Consider the following 18,773-nt stretch of genomic DNA (forward strand, 5'->3'; position numbering starts at 1 on the left):
CTTAGGAGTTAAGAGAGGAAGTATGCTAACTTGTGTCTTATGTTGTGATAATCCTTCCAAATAGAAAAAGACTTATGACTCATGGACACAAATAAACTCATTGCCTTGTTGCCCGATATGGCGGCTTTTGTGGCGGTTGTTGAAACAGGCAGCTTCACTAAGGCCGCTGAAAAACTGGGCATTACGCCTTCAGGCGTCAGTCGCCAAGTGTCTCGTATGGAAACTCAGCTTGCAGCGATATTGGTAGAGCGCACCACTCGACGACAAACCATCACGGCCGTTGGCATGGCGGTTTACGAGCAATGTCGGAACATGTTGGACAGCGCAAAAGAGGCGGTGATTGCGTCTGAAAGCAACACGACAGAAGCCAAAGGGCGTTTACGCATTGCTGTACCAGACGCATTTGCCAAGCAAGTATTAGAGCCTTTGTTATTAGAGTTTATGGCGCTGTATCCAGCCATTTCATTGCATGTTCAGGTGACGGATTTACGCCTTGATCCAGCGTATCAAAATGTCGATTTGGTCTTTCATATTGCGGAACAGCCTCATGAACATCTGGTCTGTAAACGCTTAGGAAAAGTTCGTTCTATTTTATGCGCCAGCGCCGAGTATCTAGCCGAACGCGGCACACCCAAATCGCCTGACGATTTAGTCTCACACGACTGTTTACCACTTGGTTTTTTCGATGGCGATAATGTTTGGAGCTTTACCCAAGGAGATAAAAAAACGCAGATCACCGTAGATGGACGCTACATCATCAACGATGCGGATATGCGCTTAAAAGGTGTGAAGCAAGGTTTTGGTATCGCGCTGTTTCCAGATTTCGTTGTGCAGGAGTCACTGGAAACAGGCGAAGTGATTGAAGTGTTAAAAGACTGGCAACTGAAAAGTGATTTTCAAGGCGGGGTTTACATGCAATTTCCCGCCATGCGATTTATGCCCAATAAACTGCGCGTGTTTATTGATTTTATGATGGCGCGTTGGCATGCTCATTAAGCCTTCATCAGGCGTGTTCAGTAGCTTGCTCTTCTTGTCTTAGAGTCAGCACTTCGTAGCCCGTTTTTGTGACCAGAATCGTGTGTTCCCATTGTGCTGATAACTTTTTATCCGCGGTAACCACTGTCCAACCGTCTTTTTTGGTTTTAGTTTTGGCCTTTCCTTGGTTGATCATCGGCTCAATGGTGAAAGTCATGCCTTCTTTTAAAACGAGACCCGTTCCTGCTTTACCATAATGAAGGACTTGCGGTTCTTCGTGCATTTCTCGGCCAATGCCATGACCACAATATTCTCTGACGATAGAATAGCCTTTACCTTCGGCCAAGCTCTGAATAGCTGCACCAATGTCGCCTAACGTTGCGCCAGGTTTTACCTTTTTTATGCCGGCCCACATGGCGTCGTAGGTGGTTTTTACCAAACGTTTGGCCATAGGGCTGGCGTTACTCATTACATAGGTTTTACTAGAATCCGCAATGAAGCCACCTTTCTCTAGAGTGATGTCGATATTAACGATGTCCTTTGCTTTGAGAACCTGAGTCGCCTTTGGTATGCCATGGCACACCACATCATTGATCGAAGAATTCAGCACAAATTCATAACCGTATTGACCTAAACTCGCAGGGCGAGAATGCAGTGTATTTCGAATGTAATCTTCTACTTTATCGTTGATTTCTAAAGTCGAAATACCTTCTTTTACGAAGTCATCGAGCATATGAAAAACTTGCGCTAAAAGCTTTCCCGATGTTCGCATTAATTCAATTTCTTCTGCGTTTTTGATTTGCACCTGCATATTACTTTACCGACTTGAGAGGTGTTTCGTCGTTTGCATTGGCAAGTTCTTGAGCAATGATTTCAGCAAAAGTGAGCGTTGGATTGAGTTCAGCCAAGCGACCCATCTTCATCCAGAACTCAGCTTGAGCATTGATAGAGCGAGACATGACTTGGCAGCTTTTGCGCACGTCATCGTGAAGATCGTCGGAGATTTTGATAATACCCATAATATATGATCCGTATATGTTTTATGTATAAATTATGTGTGGATCATATGTTGAGGGTTTTATTGTTTCAAGCGGTATTTATTCGAATAGGTTTTTTATCAAGCTAATGCTGTACTGACAATAGAAACTATTCTCGCTTTTCATCATGCTTTTAAATGAAGATAGGTGTGATAGATGGGGGAAATAGTTTTCTTTGATTAGGATAGAGGTGAAAGAGTCCAAGCCACTTTTATGTGGCTCATTTACTTATTAAATTTATCCAATAACACCTAAATATTCACCAATAACTGCTAAATCTTCTTCGGGGTTGTCTAAGATTATTGGCGAATAGCCAAAGGCATTGGTATCGGGCTTTAGGGTTATTCGGGTGTTGATTTGTTCACCATCGATCGCTGTTTTTTCACTATGGTAAAGTTTAATGGTATAGCTCCCGCCGTGATCTGGGTCTTCTATTTCACGATGTTGAACCAGTACTATTTTTCCGTTTCGAGTGCCAACGGGATTTGCTCTAAATAGACACCAAGAACCATTGGCGATTCGACGATTCATAGATTCACCCACCACACGCATAACAAACATGTCATCTTTGATATTTATATGATCAGGGAGTTCAACCCAAGAACACTCTTCTAGGTTCTGCTGCTCGCTAAAGCCTCCAGCAGCGGCGTATAAATCATAAATGGGAACGTGTGTTTTGTACGGCATGGCGTTATCGAATGAGGCGATAGGTAATTCTAAGTCCTGATAGGGTTCTGAGGTAGTTTCAGTTTCTTCTTTTCTTGCGGCTAATTGTAGGAAATAGTCTCGGGTTTCAGGGTCTGTGCAAAATAGATAGCAGCCCTTTTGTCCACGAGTCATAAGGGTTCGATATGTATTCTTTATGATTTCGCCTGTTATTTTTCTAGCTTTGTCAGGCGTTTCTTTTAAAAGCTTTTTAAATCCCCGAATAGAACGGTCATTAGACGATCGGTTATTTGCGTCTGTAACGGCGATTCCATCCCGAATGACAAAATCGTCTCCTATGATGACGCCAATATAATCAAGCTCTAACCCTTGGCAGGTGTGGATACAGCCAACTTGCTCGACTGATTTTTCTGCGATCATCCATAAACTGCCGTCTTCGGTTAAATTCCATTGTGCTTCGAAATTGTATTCAGGAATAACAATATCAGAGGCCGATTTATCTTTTTTACTATTCCAATCCCAGCAATAACCTGCGACGAGTCGAGCCTTATTTGTAAGGCGATTTTTATCAACGATGGCTGCACGAAGCACGTTAGGGTCATCAAAGACTTGCACATCATAATCGATGTCATCCAAGGTTGGATTGGCGGTTTCTCTGATTTGCAGACAATTATCGACCCAAGATAGATAACCATCCGAACCATTACAGCGAAATTGTGACACCAGACTTAACTCGGTGACTTCGGACTCTAATTTCTGGGCCCAGTTTTTAATTGTCTCTACATTGCCTATGTCTTGCAGCGTAACGCGTTGAGCTTCATCAATAAAAAATATATTAAATCTTGAACCAAAAATAAGCTCTTTGATTTGGTTTTCGCCTAAGTTGCCGTATAAACCGGATTTTTCATTGAGCCGATGAGCTTCATCGATAAGCAAAGCGCCAAATTGATTAGCTTCCACCTCAGTATAAGCGCCTGATCCTTTAAACATTTGGTCGATATGAGTTTTCTTCTTACTGCCAGTGAGCTTCTTTTTAAACACTTCGCGAGGGGCTGCATTTTTAGAAACATACTGTACTAGCATGTCACGCTTGGTGAGTTCTGAGAGCAGGTTAATGGCTACTACTGATTTTCCTGTTCCCGGACCACCTTTAACAATCAAAGTTTGTTTCTTTCCTTTTTGAGCGATATGAGCGAGGCTAATTGCCGTTTCATAAACGAGTTTTTGCTCATCAATCATTAAGAATTCTGAATTACCATTTAGCATGGAAGCCAAGGCATCCGCTAAATTTTTGGAAGGTTTAATCACCCCATGCTCGATGCGATACATAATATTATCGCTGTCACCAAACTTGACGTGACGCTTCAAGAACTCAGAAAGCTTTAATGCATCTTGCGAGATGAAAACAGGTGCTTTTCCTGTGTGGTGAGAATAAAAAGGGTCATTTAGTACATCACCAGATTTCATATTATGAAGATAGGCGCAGGGTTGTAGTCGTATGGATTCCTTGCGTACGGTTTCGTTGTAATCTTCGATTAAAGCTGAATAAGACCAAGCTTGATATGATGGGTGATTGGTTTCTTTTTCACCGTGTTGAAAGCGGGTTTTTACAATGGCATCTTTATCGGTTTTCTTCGCTTCTTGCCATTGTTTCAGCTCAATAATAACGGCTGAATCATTACGATTATGATCTTTACCTGTCAGGATAAAATCTACCCGTCGATTTGTCATTGGTAGATTGTATTCTATGGAGACACCGGCTGAGGCTGGGATGTTCTCATCCCAAAGTACTTGAGACATATATTGTAGTGAATTCTCCCAAGATAAAGTTTCACTACGAGGCGAGTTGCGATTGAGCTTTCTTAATACTTCATTTTCTATAATTTCAGCAATTTTATTGGAACGGACATCATCAATAAATTCTCTCTTTGTCGCTGAATACACAATCACTGGTATTTTCCTTATTCGTATTTATTGTATTTTTTCGCACTGCCTCGTACTTTATCAGCAGGGTATTTCATTTCGTTCTTTTTCATTTTCTGCTCAACAGCATCTTGGATATTAATACCAACTTTATCGGCTAGGCGAACAAGATAAAGTTGAACATCAGCAACCTCATCGATTACCGCAGCAAGTTGATCTTCATTGAGCGAAGACGATTCTTCCTCAGTAAGCCACTGAAAGCACTCCAACAATTCACTGGCTTCGACGCTTAATGCCATAGATAGGTTTTTAGGTGAGTGGAACTGATCCCAATCGCGAGCCTTGGCAAACTCACGCATGCGCTGTTGAATAATGTCTAAATCCTGCATAAAGGTAATCCATAAATCAGTATTAAGTGAAGATGATATAAAGAAAAGCTAAGAGTTGAATAGTAAAACTTTCAGTAAATTTGATTGTTTTCTTAGCTATGATTAGGTCAAAACTTATTTAATAATATTTATTAAATTATTAGGCTTGTAAATAAAGTAATCCATTTAAACATTTTTGGAGTAGTTTAGAGGCAGATATTTTATTATCTACTATAAAATAGCGCCCCGAGAGGGATGTAAAACATCTGTCTCGGGGCTCTGTGTAGATTGTTGGTGATGCTTGGTTTAAATCAACCACAGAGACCGTAACCTTTGATTTTTGGTCTAACCTATTTCGACCTGAGTGCGATCGTCGTTTCTGGCAAACCAAAATGAGAACATTATTATTTAATGCTAAAAGTCCAACCTGTAAAGCATTTCAGAAGACCGTACGAGAGTTGAATGATTTCAGGAACAGAATTGCATATCAGCCAACTCATAACTGCAATTGGCGGATGCATTAACTGAGCAAGCTTTGTAAACATATAACCAAGGATGGTGAATTATGGCTTATGATCGCCCATGGAAGTCGTTTGAGGAGCAACTTAACTTGCTCAAACAACGAGGCATGTCCGTTACAGATGAAGTCGCCGCTAAAAACTATTTAGAACGTGTTGGCTATTATCGACTCAGTGGCTATTGGTATCCTTTTCGACAGTTCTCCATTCATCAAGACCCGAAAACCAAAGTCTTGCAGACTAATGTCAGCGATCAGTTCCATTTGAATACGCATTTTTCTGATGCGGTTGAACTGTATTTATTCGATAAAAAACTGCGCTTGCTTGTATTGGATGCCTTAGAAAGAGTAGAAGTCGCATTGCGTGTTGATATTGCCTACTTGTTAGGTCAGCGTAGTGCTTTTGCGTATCTTGATCAGCAGCAGTTTCACCCAAAATTTTCCAATCGAAAGTTCAATGGTGTTGCTGCATTTACAGCGTGGCAAAATAAATACCTAGGATTACTCAGCCGCTCTAAAAAGAAGGAAGAGTTTGTCAAACATTACCTTAGTACCTATGGCGAAAATTTGCCCATTTGGGTGGCCATAGAAGTATGGGATTTTGGTGCACTGTCTCAGTTGTTTGCGATGATGAAGGTGCCAGATCAAGAGAAAATTGCTGCTAAGTATAGGGTAAAGGATTTTAAGGTTTTTGCCAGCTGGCTTCGCTCATTGAATCATTTACGTAATATAGCGGCACATCACAGTCGTTTATGGAATCGTAATATCGTTGATCAACCAAAGTTACCTGAATTGGGTGAGATAAGGTGGTGTGATGATTTTATCGGTAAGCCAGACTTAATTGCGAAGCCTTTTCTTCTGTTTGCTATATTGCGTCATATTGTACGAGAAATTTGCCCAAATACTCAGTGGCATCAGCGATTAGCCTTGCTTTTAGATGATTTTCCAATAATACAGTCAGACAATAAGCGAACCATTGCTGATATTGGTGTTGTTGAGGGTTGGAGTACTTGGTGGTCTGATGTGGAGTGAAGCAAGGAATAAAAAACCCCCGCGTAATCTCAAAGAGACAAGAGGCAGGGGCCGTATTGAGATCAATACTAAAGTCGGTACCAGTAATGAGTCAAGCATTAACATAGACACTTAGGCTATTTTTTGTATTGGACGCTGAATAACTATGACTTAGGCATTCTAGACAGTCGAGTCTTCAATATCCTAAAAAAACAGTAACAAGGAAAGGCAGACCTCGCCCTCTGACGAGGGCGGTGTCGTAACTCTTTCTACACATGGCAGATGAGATGAGTGAATCCTAGGTACCTGAGGATATACTTGCAAGTAATAAATCGTTATTTCTATTAATTTTTTGGCTCCCAAGTATTCAAGACGTCTTTACGCATTTGAGATTTCTCAGCTGGCGATGCGCCCCAGTTGCCTTTGTACACTTTGCCTTCCCAGTCGCCGTAAGATGGGTTTGGTAGTACGATGAATTTTGTACCAAACAAGTCTTTGTTTTTCTCAACGGCTGCGTGGCTTTCTTCGATTGTTTCTACGCGGAAGTCGCTTGAGAAGTCATTCAAGTTATCACCTACGAAAAGTGCAATGTCGTAGTTTTCCGCAATAATTTCACGACGAGGTTCTTTGTTGCTGCTGGAGGTTCTTAGCATCAAATGTGCGTCGTCAACATTTGGGAAGCCTAGTTCAATAAGGTTTTTACGAGTGCCTTCTAAACCAACGATTTTACGGTTCGTCACGTAAAATACTTCACCGCCATTGTCCGCTACGTAGTTTAGGAAGTCTTTCGCACCCGGCATGGCTTTCGCTTCACTGGCTTCCATCCATTTCGCCCATGTTGAACTTGAGTAGCCGAAGTCTTTACCGATTAGCCAAGTTTGGTAAGCGCTGTTGTCGATAACGGCTTCATCCGCGTCAACCACAACGGCAATTTTTTTGCTGCCAGTGTAAGAATCAGAGAAGGCGTCGAATTGCATTTTCGCAAGGTTAAAGGCTTGGTATGACAAGGCTTTAAACTCGCCAGATGATTGCATCCATGTAGCGGCTAAAACGGACTGTTCATTTAAATCTTTGTAGGTGTATTCGTCGTGGGCTTGTGCCGATAAGGAAAAGCTACCCGCCAGAAAGACAGCAGATAAAGCCAAAGTACGTAAGCTAGAGTGAAGCATTGTAGAACTCCTATTACATTAAGGTTTGGGTTGTTGAACTTTAAAAAAACATCCGTAATCAGGTGATTAGCCAATGATAAATGCATAATGCGCTTGGGAATATATCAGGTTTTATTGCAATAGGTTAGAGAGAAATATTGCGCGCTCGGACTCGCCAGTGAGTAAGATAATGAGATTTGATGTTCTGTTATTTCCATTCATCCATATTCTGCACACATTTATTTTACCTAGCTTTACCCGCTGTTTTCTTGTTGCTTGCTTTTCCTCTCCTATAAAATTCTGGCCACATTAACCTTCGGTGTTTAAAGGGATAGATATGAATCAGTTTGTTTATAAAAGTGCGCTTTTTTTGTTTGCTGGCGCCAGTGTTTTTACGAGTAATGTTTATGCTCATCATGGTGTAAATGGTCAATTTGATGAATCCGTTACCATCAAAGTAGAAGGTGTTGTGACCAAGAGTCGTTTGGTGAATCCCCATGCTTATATTTATTTTAATGTTTTGGATGCGCAGGGTGAGTCTAATGAGTGGCGTTGTGAATTAGGAACCGGTAGCACATTAAAACGTGCTGGTTGGACATCGGGAACTTTTGCGAAAGGTACGCATATTAAGGTTGTCGGCTCTCCAGCTCGCAGCGAAGACAACGCTTGTTATGTGCATACGATTACTTTTGACGATGGTGTGACCATTAAACGTAATTCGATTTTCGATAAAGCAGGACAACTTGTGAAGCAACCAAGACAAACTGTTTTGGCTGATGGTACGCCGAATATTGATGGTACTTGGGTGGCTGAGCGACCTAAACGGGGCCCGATGCCGCCTCGTCGTGCAGAGGGTGATTCAGAAGGTAAGCGTCCAATAATACCGCCAGAAGGCGCACCAAAATTGGCGGATGGCGAACAGCGTCCACCGCGTGGCGATCGTCCTCCAATGGGCGAAGGTCGTGTGCAGTTTAATCTGACAGAAGCTGGCAAAGTTGCTGTGGCAGATTATGATTTTGCTAACTCTCCTCGTTTGCATTGTACAGCGACGAATATTATTGACGATTGGACCTTCGATCAGTTGGTCAACAAAATAGAGCAAACGGAAGAGGATATTGTGCTTTCTTATGGCTTCATGGACATCACTCGAACCATTCATCTTGATTTGGATAAGCACCCAGAAAACCTAGAATTGACTCGCGAAGGTCATTCAATTGGTCATTGGGAAGGCAAAGTATTAGTTGTCGATACGGTTGGCTTTAAACCAGGTTACATTCATGCGCCGCCAGTAAAACAAGGTGCCGCGATGCACAGCGACCAATTGCACATGGTTGAACGTTTTTATCTGAGTGACGATGGTTTGACGCTTTACCGTGAGTACACAGGAGAAGACCCTTTGTATATAGAAGGAAGTTTCTCTGGTAAGGACGAAGTGAAGTTGACGGAAGGGCATTATGAGCCTTATGACTGCGCTGATTTAACCACTGAAGTTCGCTAAGTAAGGTCGACTTGTGGACTTTTTAAACTGGGCTGAAATGTCGCCCATTGGTGAATGGGTATCTACTTCTCTTTGGGGATACCCAATTGCCTTAACCTTGCACACGATTGGCATGGGAACGCTGGTAGGACTTGCGTTGATGATTTGTTTTCGAGTGTTGGGGCTTGGTCAAGGCATGTCTCCTCGGCGATTATTGGTTTATTGGAAATTGGCGTTAATAGGCTTTGTGATTAACCTTGCTTCCGGTACGGCGCTGTTTTTCGGCAGCGCGACTACTCTTTGGGAAAGCTGGCCGTTTCGGGTAAAAATTATTTTTATCGCAGCAGGCTTAGTGGGAACTCATTACTTAGTGAAAGGCCTGACAAGAACAAAGCGTATTTCAGTAGGAAATATGCCGGAGGGTTTGATCTCATTGGGGCGAATGTCGGTGGGGCGGTGCATAGGAAAACAGAAAGCCTTGGCGTTACTTGTGATTGTTATTTGGATAACGGCTTTAGTCGCAGGGCGCTTGATCGCGTATATCTTTTAAGGTGGTTTTTACTATGCAAATCCAAACGATTGTTCAGTGGATGAGTGATACTGCGCTGAATCACTATATTGTGAATCACAGTTATGTTTGGCCAACATTAGAGAGCTTGCATTTCATCGGCTTGTGCCTACTGTTTGGGTCTTTATTATTGATAGATTTACGAGCGTTAGGCGTCGCTTCTACTGTTCCATTTTCAGCCGTTGAAAAGTTTATTCTGGTATCGATATCAGGTTTCGTTATCAACCTAACAACAGGCATTGCCTTTCTCTTTGGTGATCCAGAGAGATATTTCGAGAATCCATCATTTCAGCTAAAAATGCTGTGTATATTGTTAGCCTTGTTAAACGCCTTGTATTTTTCATGGCGATTGAAGAAACGAAGCGACACTGAAAAGTTCTCAGCAGATATGAAATTTGCTGCGGGATTCTCGCTTATTCTTTGGGTTGCTGTGATTGTCTTTGGACGTTTGATTCCATACGTTGAGTGACAATCACCCAAGACGAGACTTTTTTGAATCAAATTGGCGAAGCCGTTGCGTATCGGCTTCGCCATTTTTATTTATGTTGCAGGGTTTTCATTAGATGTTTCGTCAGAACTTTCAGTTAAACGTCCTTTTTCCGCCCAGTACATTATGCCTAGCGCAATGCCTCCCATCAGAACAAAATTCCCTGAAATAGGGACTAATGTGTTGTTGTACATTTGACCAACAAGCGTTCCGATGCCCATAGACATAAGAGAAGATATAGAACCGATGACCGCAGAGGCAATGCCTGCAACGTGTCCCATTGGTTCCATGGCTAATGAGTTAACATTGCCGAACAGCAGACCAAAGCAGAAAAAAATCACCGCCGCATAAATCAAGAACATCCATAAGCTGATGTCTACAAAAGCATGCAGAATCAAGAAAACCAGAGATGCTAAAACAGTGACTGTCATGGCTTTGAACGCGATGATTTTCGCTCCGTGTTTCTCAACAATTCTTGAGTTCATTAAAGAGGAAAAGCCGAGTACCAAAGCCAATAAACCAAAGTAAACTGAGAACATATTGCCGGTTTCAAATTGCACCTGAAAAATTTGCTGTGAAGAGTTCAAATAGCCAATAAAGCTACCAAAGAATAAGCCCATACAAACGGTGTAACTGGCGGTGATTCGATTGGTTAGAACTTCTTTAAAACCATCTAAAAAGCCTTTTTTGGAAAAGGGGATTCGATTTGATTTGGGCAAGGTTTCTTTTAATCGGAAGGCAACCCAGACAACAATCAAAATCGCATAAAACATGTAGAATTCAAAAATACTGCGCCAGTCAGCAATGAATAAAATACCTTGGCCAATGGTCGGAGCAAAAGCCGGTACGAGGACAAATATCATCATAACCAATGACATGATGCGTGCCATTTGAGCGCCATGAAACAAGTCTCGAACTAATGAAATAGCCGAAATATAAGGGCCTGCGACACCTAACCCTTGAATGAAACGGCCAAACATTAAAACTTCCAAGGAGTTCGCTTTGTAGCAAATGACGGTGCCAACAATATACAGAGCAAAACCACCAAATAAGATTGGACGTCGTCCTAGTGCGTCAGACAATGGACCACAAATTAATTGCCCTAATGCCATGCCAAGAAACAGCATACTAATGAGTAGCTGCGGTTGGTTTGCTGTTGTGGCATTCAGGTCAGAACCAATGATGCCTAAAGCTGGCAGAAGTGCATCAATTGAAATCGCAACAATCGACATTAATGATGCGACTAGGATAGTGAACTCGGTTGGTGATATTCCAGAAGAGGTCGTGTCGTTGTGAGCATTTTCCATATGATATCCAAACTAGAATGAGCCTTATGAAGGATAGCGAGCAAAATCGAATCCCTTGATGTCGCGCATTATACTTAGGCTTACTTTGTATTAGTTTGTTTCAATGTGCACAAAATAAGGAAGTGAGTTGAGGGAAATATGGAGAAAGGCTCAATGCTCTCTAGCGGAGTTATTTTAAGAATATAACCAAAATAGCTTGTGGTTAAATATAGTCGCTATGAAAATTATAGATGTGGTAAATATAAGTACGGTGACACAAGAAGCAGGCTATGTTGTCCCATTTCAATTTAGTAAAGAGCTCAAAGGTATTCACATTCCTACTCACACTTGCCTTGATAGACTGTTTCTCAGACTTCAAAAGACTTAATCGCACCTTCCCTAGGCGAGTCATTCTGAGTAGGCATTTCTTTACACATCTTTTCCTTGAAAAATATCACTAATCAGTCATGAAACTGACATGTTGGCCAGTTAACCTCTATTACGTTTCAATGCACGCGCGTGCAATCGACTGCAAACTAGACGAACTAATACGAGGAATACTCAATGTTTCGACAAACACTTATGACAGCGGCTCTTGTTGCCTCGACGGCTGGAGCAATAGCAGGCGAACTTACTATTGCGGGTCGCGATAGTGGCTATGGACAAGCCATGCAATACGTTGTGGATGAATATCAAAAGTCTCATCCCGATGCTGAAATCACTTTAGTAAAGCGCCCAAGCAAAGGCCTTTATGAAAGTGTTGTACTTTCTATGCGTGAAAAAACAGGCAACTACGACGTCATCTTAATGGACGATACTTGGGCGACGGAGTTTCTTTCTAATAACTGGCTAACACCGCTTTCTAAAAAAGTAGAAGACAAAGACTTTATCAAAGCGCCTTTTGATATTGGCCGTTACCCAGATGCTAACAGCCCAGCTTATGCTTTGCCGATGGTGGGCAATGTGGCGATGTTCGCTTGGAATAAAGCGGAGTTTAAAAAGCAGGGTTTAAGCCAACCAAAAACATGGACAGATGTACTGAACTCGGCCAAGAAAATCAGTCAATCTGGTGATGTAAATGGCCTTGTGTTCCGTGGCGTAAAAGGCAATCCAATCGTGACTGGCTTCCTGCCAATTCTTTGGGGTCACGGTGCCAGCATCATTGATGAAAATGGCAAAGCGGCGCTGGATACTCCTCAAGCAAAACAAGCTTTGGAAACCTTCTTGGCGATGAAGCAATACGCGCCACGAGGTGTGGATGTGTATAACGCAGACGAAGTGCGTGACTCTTTGCAAAAAGGCACAGCCGCAATGGCGATTGAAGTGTGGCCTGCATGGGTGCCAAACCTAGATAACCCAGAGGTTTCTAAAGTGGTGGGTGATATGGAAATTATGGCACCGCCAGCAGAAGTGGGTTTGCCATCGCCAATGTTGGGTATTTGGCAATTGGCTATTCCAGCGGATGCGAAAAACAAAACCGAAGCAGAGCGTTTCTTACAGTTTGCGACCAGCAGTGAAATACAGAAGACACTGGCTGTCGATTTCGGAATTCCACCAACTCGTAAGAGTGCTTACTACGACAAAGGCGTGGTAGCGAAATATCGCTGGTACCCACAGCAAGCAGCCGCATTGGAGACAGGTAACCCACGTCCAAGAATCCGTAACTGGGCTGAGGTGGAAAGCACGTTAGGTGATTATCTGCAATTGGCGATGACTGGACAGTTATCAGCGGAGCAAGCATTGAAGCAAGCACAACGCCGTATCAATCGCATTGTGAAGCCTTGATCTAGCTAGTTTCTGATCTATCTACGGCACTGCAAGTAATTTGCAGTGCCTTCTCTTATTGGATCTGATTATGTTATTCGAAAATCGAAAACAGCTGACTCTCTTACTGACACCGGCGCTGATTATCTTGGGTTTGCTGACGGTGTATCCGATTGTGTCTGTTATTTATAACGCTTTTGGTGAGGTGGATTTTGCTGACAAAAGCTATCGCTTTGTTGGGCTGAGTAACTTCGCCTTGTTATTTGACGATTTCTTTTTTGTGTCGGCGATCAAAAACACCTTTGTTTTCACGCTGGTGGCGTCTATTGCTCAAGTGCTTTTGGGTCTGTGGTTGGCGTTGTTGTTTAATCGCCAGTTTGGTGGTCGTCGTTATGCGCTTTCCGTAATCATTTATCCCATGATGATTTCTACCTTGGTGTGTTCCTCTATTTGGCGTTCTTGGTATCACTACGATTACGGTCTGTTAAATACGGTGCTTACTTCTATCGGTTTGCCTGCCCAAGAGTGGCTGTTTGACCCTGATCTGGCGCTACTTGCTATTGCTTTAGTCGATACATGGCAATGGACACCAATGGCCTTTTTAATCATCTTGGCAGGCTTGCAATCTGTACCAAAAGACATTGGTGAAGCGGCCATGGTGGATGGTGCAAAAGGCTGGCGAGCGTTCTTTTACATCACTCTGCCATTGATTCAAAAACAAGTCATGTTGGCTTTTTTACTGCGCTCAATCGACACCTTCAAGCTGTTCGATAAAGTCTATGTGATGACAGGCGGAGGGCCGGGTAATGCTACCGAAACCCTGTCGATGTTTGTGTACAAATACGGCTTCCGTTTCTTTGATCTGGGCATGGCAAGTGCGTCTGCGCTGGTGATGTTAGTCATCTCGTTAACCATGACATTGTTCTATGCACGTAAGGTTATAGGCAAAAAAAATGACGGGGGAGCAAAATGAACACTTATATTCACAGAGCGAGTGTCTGGCTGGCTGTTGCTTTGTTTATCATGCCGATTATTTGGATGTTCAGCACGGCGTTTAAACCTCCCGGTGAAATTTTAACGGCGGGTGCTAGCCTTTTCCCACAGCAGTTTAGCCTGCATTCTTTTCAGGCTTTGTGGCAAGGGGATCTACTGCGATTAATTGGTAATACGCTGATTATTTCTCTTTCAGCCACAGCGGTTTCTGTCATCATTGCGTTCTTTTCGGCCTATGCCTTAGTGCGTTACCGCTTTCCAGCCAAGCTAGATAATGTGTTTTTACTTGGTGTACTGATCATCAAGATGATGCCGCCTATTGTGGTTGCCATCCCTCTGTATTCTTTGATGAACCAATTGGGTCTGCTCAATACGAAATTCGGTTTGATACTCGCCTATCAGGTGTATACCTTGCCGTTTTGTATTTGGATGTTGTTGGGGTTTGTGCGTGATATACCACTTGAAATTGAAGAGGCTGGGGCAATGGATGGGGCGTTTTTATTGAAACGTTTACGTTATATTGTTTTCCCACTTTGTGCGCCTGGTTTAGTGGCGACGTCGATTTTTGCCATGATTCTTGGTTGGAATGAGTTTCTCTATTCGCTCTTGTTCCTGCACACACCAAACAACTTCACCATTCCGCTTTTTATCGCCAATTTCATGACCGAAGACGGCACCGCTTGGGGAGAATTAATGGCCATGGGCATTATTTCCTCGTTGCCAATGTTGGTATTAGCGGGTTACATGCAGCGTTATTTGCTGCGCGGTTTTTCTATGGGCCTCAAATAGGAAACAAAGACAATGAATAAACTTGTATTGCAAAACATCCACAAAGCCTATGGCGAAACGACCGTTATTCCTGATGTGAACTTAGCGGTGAACGATGGGGACTTTGTGGTATTTGTCGGTCCTTCTGGGTGTGGTAAGTCTACTTTGTTACGCATGATTGCTGGCTTGGAATCCATCACAAAAGGGATGATTGAACTCAATGGAAAAGCGTTAAATAAAGTGCATCCATCACAGCGGGAAGTGGCGATGGTGTTTCAATCTTATGCCCTTTATCCGCATATGTCGGTAGAAAAAAACATGGCGTTCCCGCTGAAAATGGCAGGTGTCAGCCAAGCGGATATTGATGAGAAAGTGCTCGAAACCGCCGAGAAGCTGCAACTTACGCCACTGTTAAAACGCTTACCGGGTGCCTTGTCTGGTGGACAAAGACAGCGCGTTGCCATCGGCCGAGCTATTGTCCGTGACCCAGAGCTTTTCTTGTTTGATGAGCCGTTATCAAACCTAGACGCTAAGTTGCGCAGTGAAATGAGACTCTACTTAAAGCAACTGCACCAGCAGCTTAATGCCACCATGATTTATGTGACCCATGATCAGGTGGAAGCCATGACATTGGCGGATAAGATTGTTGTGCTGAACAAGGGGCGAATAGAGCAGGTTGGCTCACCAGAAGCGCTTTATAACCGACCTCAAAATCAGTTTGTGGCGTCTTTTATTGGTTCGCCTGTGATGAACTTTATGGACGCTCAAGTGCTGAGTCAGTTTAGCCCAAATGCATTATTGCCTGATGGCGCTGCTACCGTTGGCATACGACCTAATCAAGTGGTGGTTGATGAGAGCACAGCTGACTGCCACATGACGATTACCCTTGTTGAGCCGCTGGGTCACGCAAGGCTTTATTACGGCACGTTAGATAGCCTGACGTTTATTGTTGAAAGCACAGCGGATTATCAGGTGGGCGATAAGCTGCCATTGAACTTGGCGAAATCTGTTTTACATTGTTTTGATGAGAAGCAACAACGTATTGACGTGGCTGGGGAAGTCGATGCCGCCTAAGCAAGAAATGCATAGAAAGTGCAATACGGATAGAGCGTTTCAGGTAGAGGTGATTGGCTGTGGTGATGCGTATGACAGCCAGCACACTAATGCCAGTGTGTTGATCAGCGAAGGGGAAGTGGACTTATTAGTCGACTGTGGCCCAACCGTGCCATCTGCGCTCTTTGCACGGGAAATGGTAGCGGAGCAGATAGATTTTATCTACCTGACTCATGCGCATCCAGATCACTGCCTTGGGTTGACTACCTTGCTGAATTGGATGGACTCGAAACAGCGCAATAAGCCTTTGACGATCATTGCTCCCAAAAGCCAATGGGCTGTGATTGAGCCACTGATTAGTTTTGCTTATTGGCCTAAGTCCTCTTTAGGTTTTGACATACACAGGCAAGACAGCGAGCGGTCTTTCTCTTTAGGGCCGTGGCAGGCGAAAACCTCGAAGACACGCCACGCTGTGCCGAATTTGAGTTTGCATCTGACCAATGATCAGGGCGCTCAGTTGTTCTATTCTGGCGATGGTTTGCTTTCTCCCGCAGGGGAAGTGCTCGCGGCGAATAGTGACTGTGTGTTTGTTGAGTGTGAGACGCTGACACATCACCCCAGCCACGGTTCATGGGAGGATATTCAGCCACTGGAGCGTAAGCCTTCTAGCCAATGGTGGGTGTATCACATTGACCCAAGTGTTCGAACATCATTATCTGAATTAACGGATGGTATCGAGGGAATATCCTTGGCTAAAGAAAGTGCCATTTTGTCTATAAAGGAGTAAATCATGTCGACTAAACAAGCGTTTTCTGAGGTCAGTAATGCCATTTTAGAGCCGACTCTGGACATCGCCCGACAGGCTGGAGAGATTGCGCTGGAATGGTTTAATAAAAGAAGCTCCCTCACCATTGATAGTAAAGGTCATCAAGATTGGGTGTCCGAAGCGGACAAATCTGTGGAGCAATACATCCGAGATGCTTTGCAACGCGAGTTCCCACAGCATCATATGTTGGGCGAAGAAACGGGTGGCGACTTTGCGCTGCCGTGTTGGGTGGTGGACCCGATTGATGGCACCACCAATTTCCTATACGGACAGGCGGATTTTGTGGTCAGCATTGCCTTGTACGATGAAGCTGGCCCAGCTTTGGGGGTGATTTATGCGCCAGCACATGGACGATTGTTTTATGGGGCCAGAGGTGTGGGGGCATTTGAATTGGTGGCAGATCAAGCGGTTCCGTTACAACCACGTAAGACGGCAAAAGAAGAGTTGGTTGTCGGGCTTAATCTGAATTATCAAGAAGGTATCGCTGAAAAGTATCTGGCGCACAGCCAATGGTTAATCAATCAAGGGCATCAAATACGCGTATCTGGTTCAGCGGCTTGGACGCTAACCCAAGTGGCCAGTGGAGAGTTAGACGGTTGTTACCTTGGCAATGTGAATATCTGGGATGTGGCCGCTGCACAAATATTGTGTGAACAAGCGGGGCTAGAAGTCAGCCTACACCTAACAGAGCGCATGGCTGGCCCTGCTTGGGCGTGGCCGTTGCAATCGCCTTTAAATGTGTTGCAACAGGATGATGAGTAATAAGTAATGCCTAATGATGAGGCCTAGGCTGTTCGTCGGCGTACCAGCGTCGGTTCTAGCTTGGTCATTACGGCGATATTTTCTTCTTCATCCCACATGGCTTGGAGTAGTTCCATGACAGTGTCGGCAATCTGTTTCACTGGCTGGGCTACAGAGGTGAGTTGATAACCTTCCCACGCCCCTTGGGGCACATTGTCACAGCCGATAATTCGGAATTGCTCAGGTATGGTGAGATCCGTGTGGTCACGACAATAATCGAACAGCCCCATTGCCAGTGCATCAGAAGCACAGAAAATACCTTCCAATTTGAGTAGTTCATTTGCCTGCTGTCGGCCTGTTTCAAAGCCAGCACTGTAGCCGTATTTGCCAGCTTCAATTACCACGGGTGGCGTTAGACCTTGTGCCAAAAGAGCGTTGTTAAATCCTTGGAAGCGTTCATTGGACGCCACACCATCGGCGCGACCTGCGAGAAAACCTAACTTGGTTAAGCCTGCCTCAATAAAGTGCTGGGCGGCTAATTCGCCCGCTTTAATATTGTCTGTTTGTACGGAAGGAATAAGCCCGCGTTTGTCAGCCCGCCCAAGAGTAATGAGAGGCAGAGCCAATTTAAGGCATTGGTTAAACTTCTCTGCGGGCAGTGAACCCATTACCGCAATCACTCCATCGACCTGATAACCAGACAAACGGAAAATCAGTTCATCCACATCGTCGACGTCTTTCACATTCAGCAGCATCGGCTGCTTGTTGTTGGCCTGTAAAACAGAGGACAGCTCTTCAAATAAATAAGATTGGTAAGGGTTGGAAAAATCACTAATCAGGATGGCCACAAGGTTAGAACGCTTACGTGAGGATGGTGTGCTCAAGGTACGAGCAAACACATTGGGCTGATAGCCTAGCTCTTTCGCGGCGGCAATAATCTTGGCTCTTTTCTCTGGGGCAACACTGGCACCCTCTGTAAAGGCTCGGGACACGGCGGAACGTGATACGCCAACATGAGCGGCAACATCGGATGCTGTAATTTTTTTATTCATAATGTCTACATTAAAAATCATGTTTAAACGATTGTTGCTCATCATACAGGGGAATTGTGTTGAGTTTTAGAGGAAGGTGCTGATGAGGCATTATAAAAAAATAAACGTCCACT

General features: G+C 43.8%; 18 protein-coding genes. 11 read left to right on the plus strand and 7 right to left on the minus strand.

The features are described 5' to 3' along the window. The first annotated feature begins 81 nt into the window (after positions 1 to 81). A complete protein-coding gene (locus AC0L46_RS13610; RefSeq protein ID WP_473504323.1) occupies positions 82 to 996 on the plus strand; it encodes a LysR family transcriptional regulator in 915 nt (304 codons plus the stop codon). 7 nt (positions 997 to 1,003) lie between these two features. Here AC0L46_RS13610 and map read toward each other — a convergent pair whose 3' ends face one another. From map to AC0L46_RS13630, 4 genes are all read right to left on the minus strand, one after another. Further along, positions 1,004 to 1,786: a type I methionyl aminopeptidase gene (gene map / locus AC0L46_RS13615; protein ID WP_473504325.1), complete on the minus strand. Its 783-nt coding sequence runs from the start codon at positions 1,784 to 1,786 to the stop codon at positions 1,004 to 1,006. 1 nt (position 1,787) lies between these two features. Beyond that, on the minus strand, positions 1,788 to 1,994 hold the full coding sequence (locus AC0L46_RS13620; RefSeq protein ID WP_473504327.1) for a ParD-like family protein: 207 nt from the start codon (positions 1,992 to 1,994) through the stop codon (positions 1,788 to 1,790). Between the two features lie 255 nt (positions 1,995 to 2,249). Further along, on the minus strand, positions 2,250 to 4,628 hold the full coding sequence (locus AC0L46_RS13625; protein ID WP_473504329.1) for a DNA/RNA helicase domain-containing protein: 2,379 nt from the start codon (positions 4,626 to 4,628) through the stop codon (positions 2,250 to 2,252). 11 nt (positions 4,629 to 4,639) lie between these two features. Next, complete coding sequence (locus tag AC0L46_RS13630) at positions 4,640 to 4,990, minus strand: nucleotide pyrophosphohydrolase (protein ID WP_473504331.1); 351 nt, start codon at positions 4,988 to 4,990, stop codon at positions 4,640 to 4,642. A 544-nt stretch (positions 4,991 to 5,534) separates the two neighbouring features. Between AC0L46_RS13630 and AC0L46_RS13635 the strand changes: the two genes are divergently transcribed. Then, a complete protein-coding gene (locus AC0L46_RS13635; protein ID WP_473504332.1) occupies positions 5,535 to 6,518 on the plus strand; it encodes an Abi family protein in 984 nt (327 codons plus the stop codon). Between the two features lie 323 nt (positions 6,519 to 6,841). Here AC0L46_RS13635 and AC0L46_RS13640 read toward each other — a convergent pair whose 3' ends face one another. Next, the gene (locus tag AC0L46_RS13640) at positions 6,842 to 7,666 is read right to left on the minus strand and encodes a 5'-nucleotidase, lipoprotein e(P4) family (protein WP_473504334.1); all 825 of its coding nucleotides are present in this window, start codon (positions 7,664 to 7,666) and stop codon (positions 6,842 to 6,844) included. A gap of 316 nt (positions 7,667 to 7,982) precedes the next feature. Here AC0L46_RS13640 and AC0L46_RS13645 point away from each other — a divergent pair, with 316 nt between their 5' ends. From AC0L46_RS13645 to AC0L46_RS13655, 3 genes are read left to right on the plus strand one after another with little or no spacing between them, the layout of a single operon-like run. Further along, positions 7,983 to 9,143, plus strand: a complete 1,161-nt coding sequence (locus AC0L46_RS13645) for a DUF6152 family protein (RefSeq protein ID WP_473504336.1) — start codon at positions 7,983 to 7,985, stop codon at positions 9,141 to 9,143. 13 nt (positions 9,144 to 9,156) lie between these two features. Further along, entirely contained in the window at positions 9,157 to 9,672 is a 516-nt protein-coding gene (locus tag AC0L46_RS13650) for a hypothetical protein (RefSeq protein ID WP_473504338.1), read from the plus strand. Positions 9,673 to 9,685: 13 nt separating this feature from the next. Next, positions 9,686 to 10,159, plus strand: a complete 474-nt coding sequence (locus tag AC0L46_RS13655; RefSeq protein WP_473504340.1) for a hypothetical protein — start codon at positions 9,686 to 9,688, stop codon at positions 10,157 to 10,159. Between the two features lie 71 nt (positions 10,160 to 10,230). Here the strand turns inward: AC0L46_RS13655 and AC0L46_RS13660 are convergent, their stop codons facing one another. Beyond that, a complete protein-coding gene (locus AC0L46_RS13660) occupies positions 10,231 to 11,484 on the minus strand; it encodes a multidrug effflux MFS transporter (RefSeq protein WP_473504342.1) in 1,254 nt (417 codons plus the stop codon). Positions 11,485 to 12,027: 543 nt separating this feature from the next. Here AC0L46_RS13660 and AC0L46_RS13665 point away from each other — a divergent pair. The 6 genes from AC0L46_RS13665 (at position 12,028) to AC0L46_RS13690 (ending at position 17,629) form a co-directional block, all read left to right on the plus strand. Further along, positions 12,028 to 13,248 (plus strand): ABC transporter substrate-binding protein, encoded by a 1,221-nt coding sequence (locus tag AC0L46_RS13665; protein ID WP_473504344.1) that lies wholly within the window; start codon positions 12,028 to 12,030, stop codon positions 13,246 to 13,248. Positions 13,249 to 13,318: 70 nt separating this feature from the next. Next, positions 13,319 to 14,200 carry a carbohydrate ABC transporter permease gene (locus AC0L46_RS13670; protein ID WP_473504346.1) on the plus strand — a complete coding sequence of 294 codons (882 nt, stop codon included), beginning with the start codon at positions 13,319 to 13,321 and terminating at the stop codon, positions 14,198 to 14,200. Then, positions 14,197 to 15,009 carry a carbohydrate ABC transporter permease gene (locus AC0L46_RS13675; protein WP_473504348.1) on the plus strand — a complete coding sequence of 271 codons (813 nt, stop codon included), beginning with the start codon at positions 14,197 to 14,199 and terminating at the stop codon, positions 15,007 to 15,009. Before AC0L46_RS13670 ends, AC0L46_RS13675 begins: the two co-directional genes overlap by 4 nt. A gap of 12 nt (positions 15,010 to 15,021) precedes the next feature. After that, a complete protein-coding gene (locus AC0L46_RS13680; protein ID WP_473504350.1) occupies positions 15,022 to 16,062 on the plus strand; it encodes an ABC transporter ATP-binding protein in 1,041 nt (346 codons plus the stop codon). Then, positions 16,052 to 16,828 carry an MBL fold metallo-hydrolase gene (locus AC0L46_RS13685; RefSeq protein ID WP_473504352.1) on the plus strand — a complete coding sequence of 259 codons (777 nt, stop codon included), beginning with the start codon at positions 16,052 to 16,054 and terminating at the stop codon, positions 16,826 to 16,828. The genes AC0L46_RS13680 and AC0L46_RS13685 overlap by 11 nt, the downstream gene beginning before the upstream one ends. 3 nt (positions 16,829 to 16,831) lie before the next feature. Beyond that, on the plus strand, positions 16,832 to 17,629 hold the full coding sequence (locus AC0L46_RS13690; RefSeq protein ID WP_473504354.1) for an inositol monophosphatase family protein: 798 nt from the start codon (positions 16,832 to 16,834) through the stop codon (positions 17,627 to 17,629). A gap of 23 nt (positions 17,630 to 17,652) precedes the next feature. On the opposite strand, the gene AC0L46_RS13695 is transcribed toward AC0L46_RS13690, so the two are convergent. Then, positions 17,653 to 18,660 carry a LacI family DNA-binding transcriptional regulator gene (locus AC0L46_RS13695; RefSeq protein ID WP_473504356.1) on the minus strand — a complete coding sequence of 336 codons (1,008 nt, stop codon included), beginning with the start codon at positions 18,658 to 18,660 and terminating at the stop codon, positions 17,653 to 17,655. Between the last annotated feature and the right edge of the window lie 113 nt (positions 18,661 to 18,773).

It is taken from the genome of Marinomonas sp. 15G6-16 (assembly GCF_055809555.1).

What these genes read in the sequence shown, in the direction of transcription:
- AC0L46_RS13640 (WP_473504334.1), bottom strand. Translation starts at nt 7,666, where the DNA reads ATGCTTCACTCTAGCTTACGTACTTTGGCTTTATCTGCTGTCTTTCTG.
- AC0L46_RS13665 (WP_473504344.1), top strand. Translation starts at nt 12,028, where the DNA reads ATGTTTCGACAAACACTTATGACAGCGGCTCTTGTTGCCTCGACGGCT.
- AC0L46_RS13645 (WP_473504336.1), top strand. Translation starts at nt 7,983, where the DNA reads ATGAATCAGTTTGTTTATAAAAGTGCGCTTTTTTTGTTTGCTGGCGCC.
- AC0L46_RS13620 (WP_473504327.1), bottom strand. Translation starts at nt 1,994, where the DNA reads ATGGGTATTATCAAAATCTCCGACGATCTTCACGATGACGTGCGCAAA.
- AC0L46_RS13695 (WP_473504356.1), bottom strand. Translation starts at nt 18,660, where the DNA reads ATGAATAAAAAAATTACAGCATCCGATGTTGCCGCTCATGTTGGCGTA.
- AC0L46_RS13635 (WP_473504332.1), top strand. Translation starts at nt 5,535, where the DNA reads ATGGCTTATGATCGCCCATGGAAGTCGTTTGAGGAGCAACTTAACTTG.
- AC0L46_RS13630 (WP_473504331.1), bottom strand. Translation starts at nt 4,990, where the DNA reads ATGCAGGATTTAGACATTATTCAACAGCGCATGCGTGAGTTTGCCAAG.
- AC0L46_RS13680 (WP_473504350.1), top strand. Translation starts at nt 15,022, where the DNA reads ATGAATAAACTTGTATTGCAAAACATCCACAAAGCCTATGGCGAAACG.
- AC0L46_RS13660 (WP_473504342.1), bottom strand. Translation starts at nt 11,484, where the DNA reads ATGGAAAATGCTCACAACGACACGACCTCTTCTGGAATATCACCAACC.
- map (WP_473504325.1), bottom strand. Translation starts at nt 1,786, where the DNA reads ATGCAGGTGCAAATCAAAAACGCAGAAGAAATTGAATTAATGCGAACA.
- AC0L46_RS13690 (WP_473504354.1), top strand. Translation starts at nt 16,832, where the DNA reads ATGTCGACTAAACAAGCGTTTTCTGAGGTCAGTAATGCCATTTTAGAG.
- AC0L46_RS13675 (WP_473504348.1), top strand. Translation starts at nt 14,197, where the DNA reads ATGAACACTTATATTCACAGAGCGAGTGTCTGGCTGGCTGTTGCTTTG.
- AC0L46_RS13670 (WP_473504346.1), top strand. Translation starts at nt 13,319, where the DNA reads ATGTTATTCGAAAATCGAAAACAGCTGACTCTCTTACTGACACCGGCG.
- AC0L46_RS13685 (WP_473504352.1), top strand. Translation starts at nt 16,052, where the DNA reads ATGCCGCCTAAGCAAGAAATGCATAGAAAGTGCAATACGGATAGAGCG.
- AC0L46_RS13655 (WP_473504340.1), top strand. Translation starts at nt 9,686, where the DNA reads ATGCAAATCCAAACGATTGTTCAGTGGATGAGTGATACTGCGCTGAAT.
- AC0L46_RS13610 (WP_473504323.1), top strand. Translation starts at nt 82, where the DNA reads ATGGACACAAATAAACTCATTGCCTTGTTGCCCGATATGGCGGCTTTT.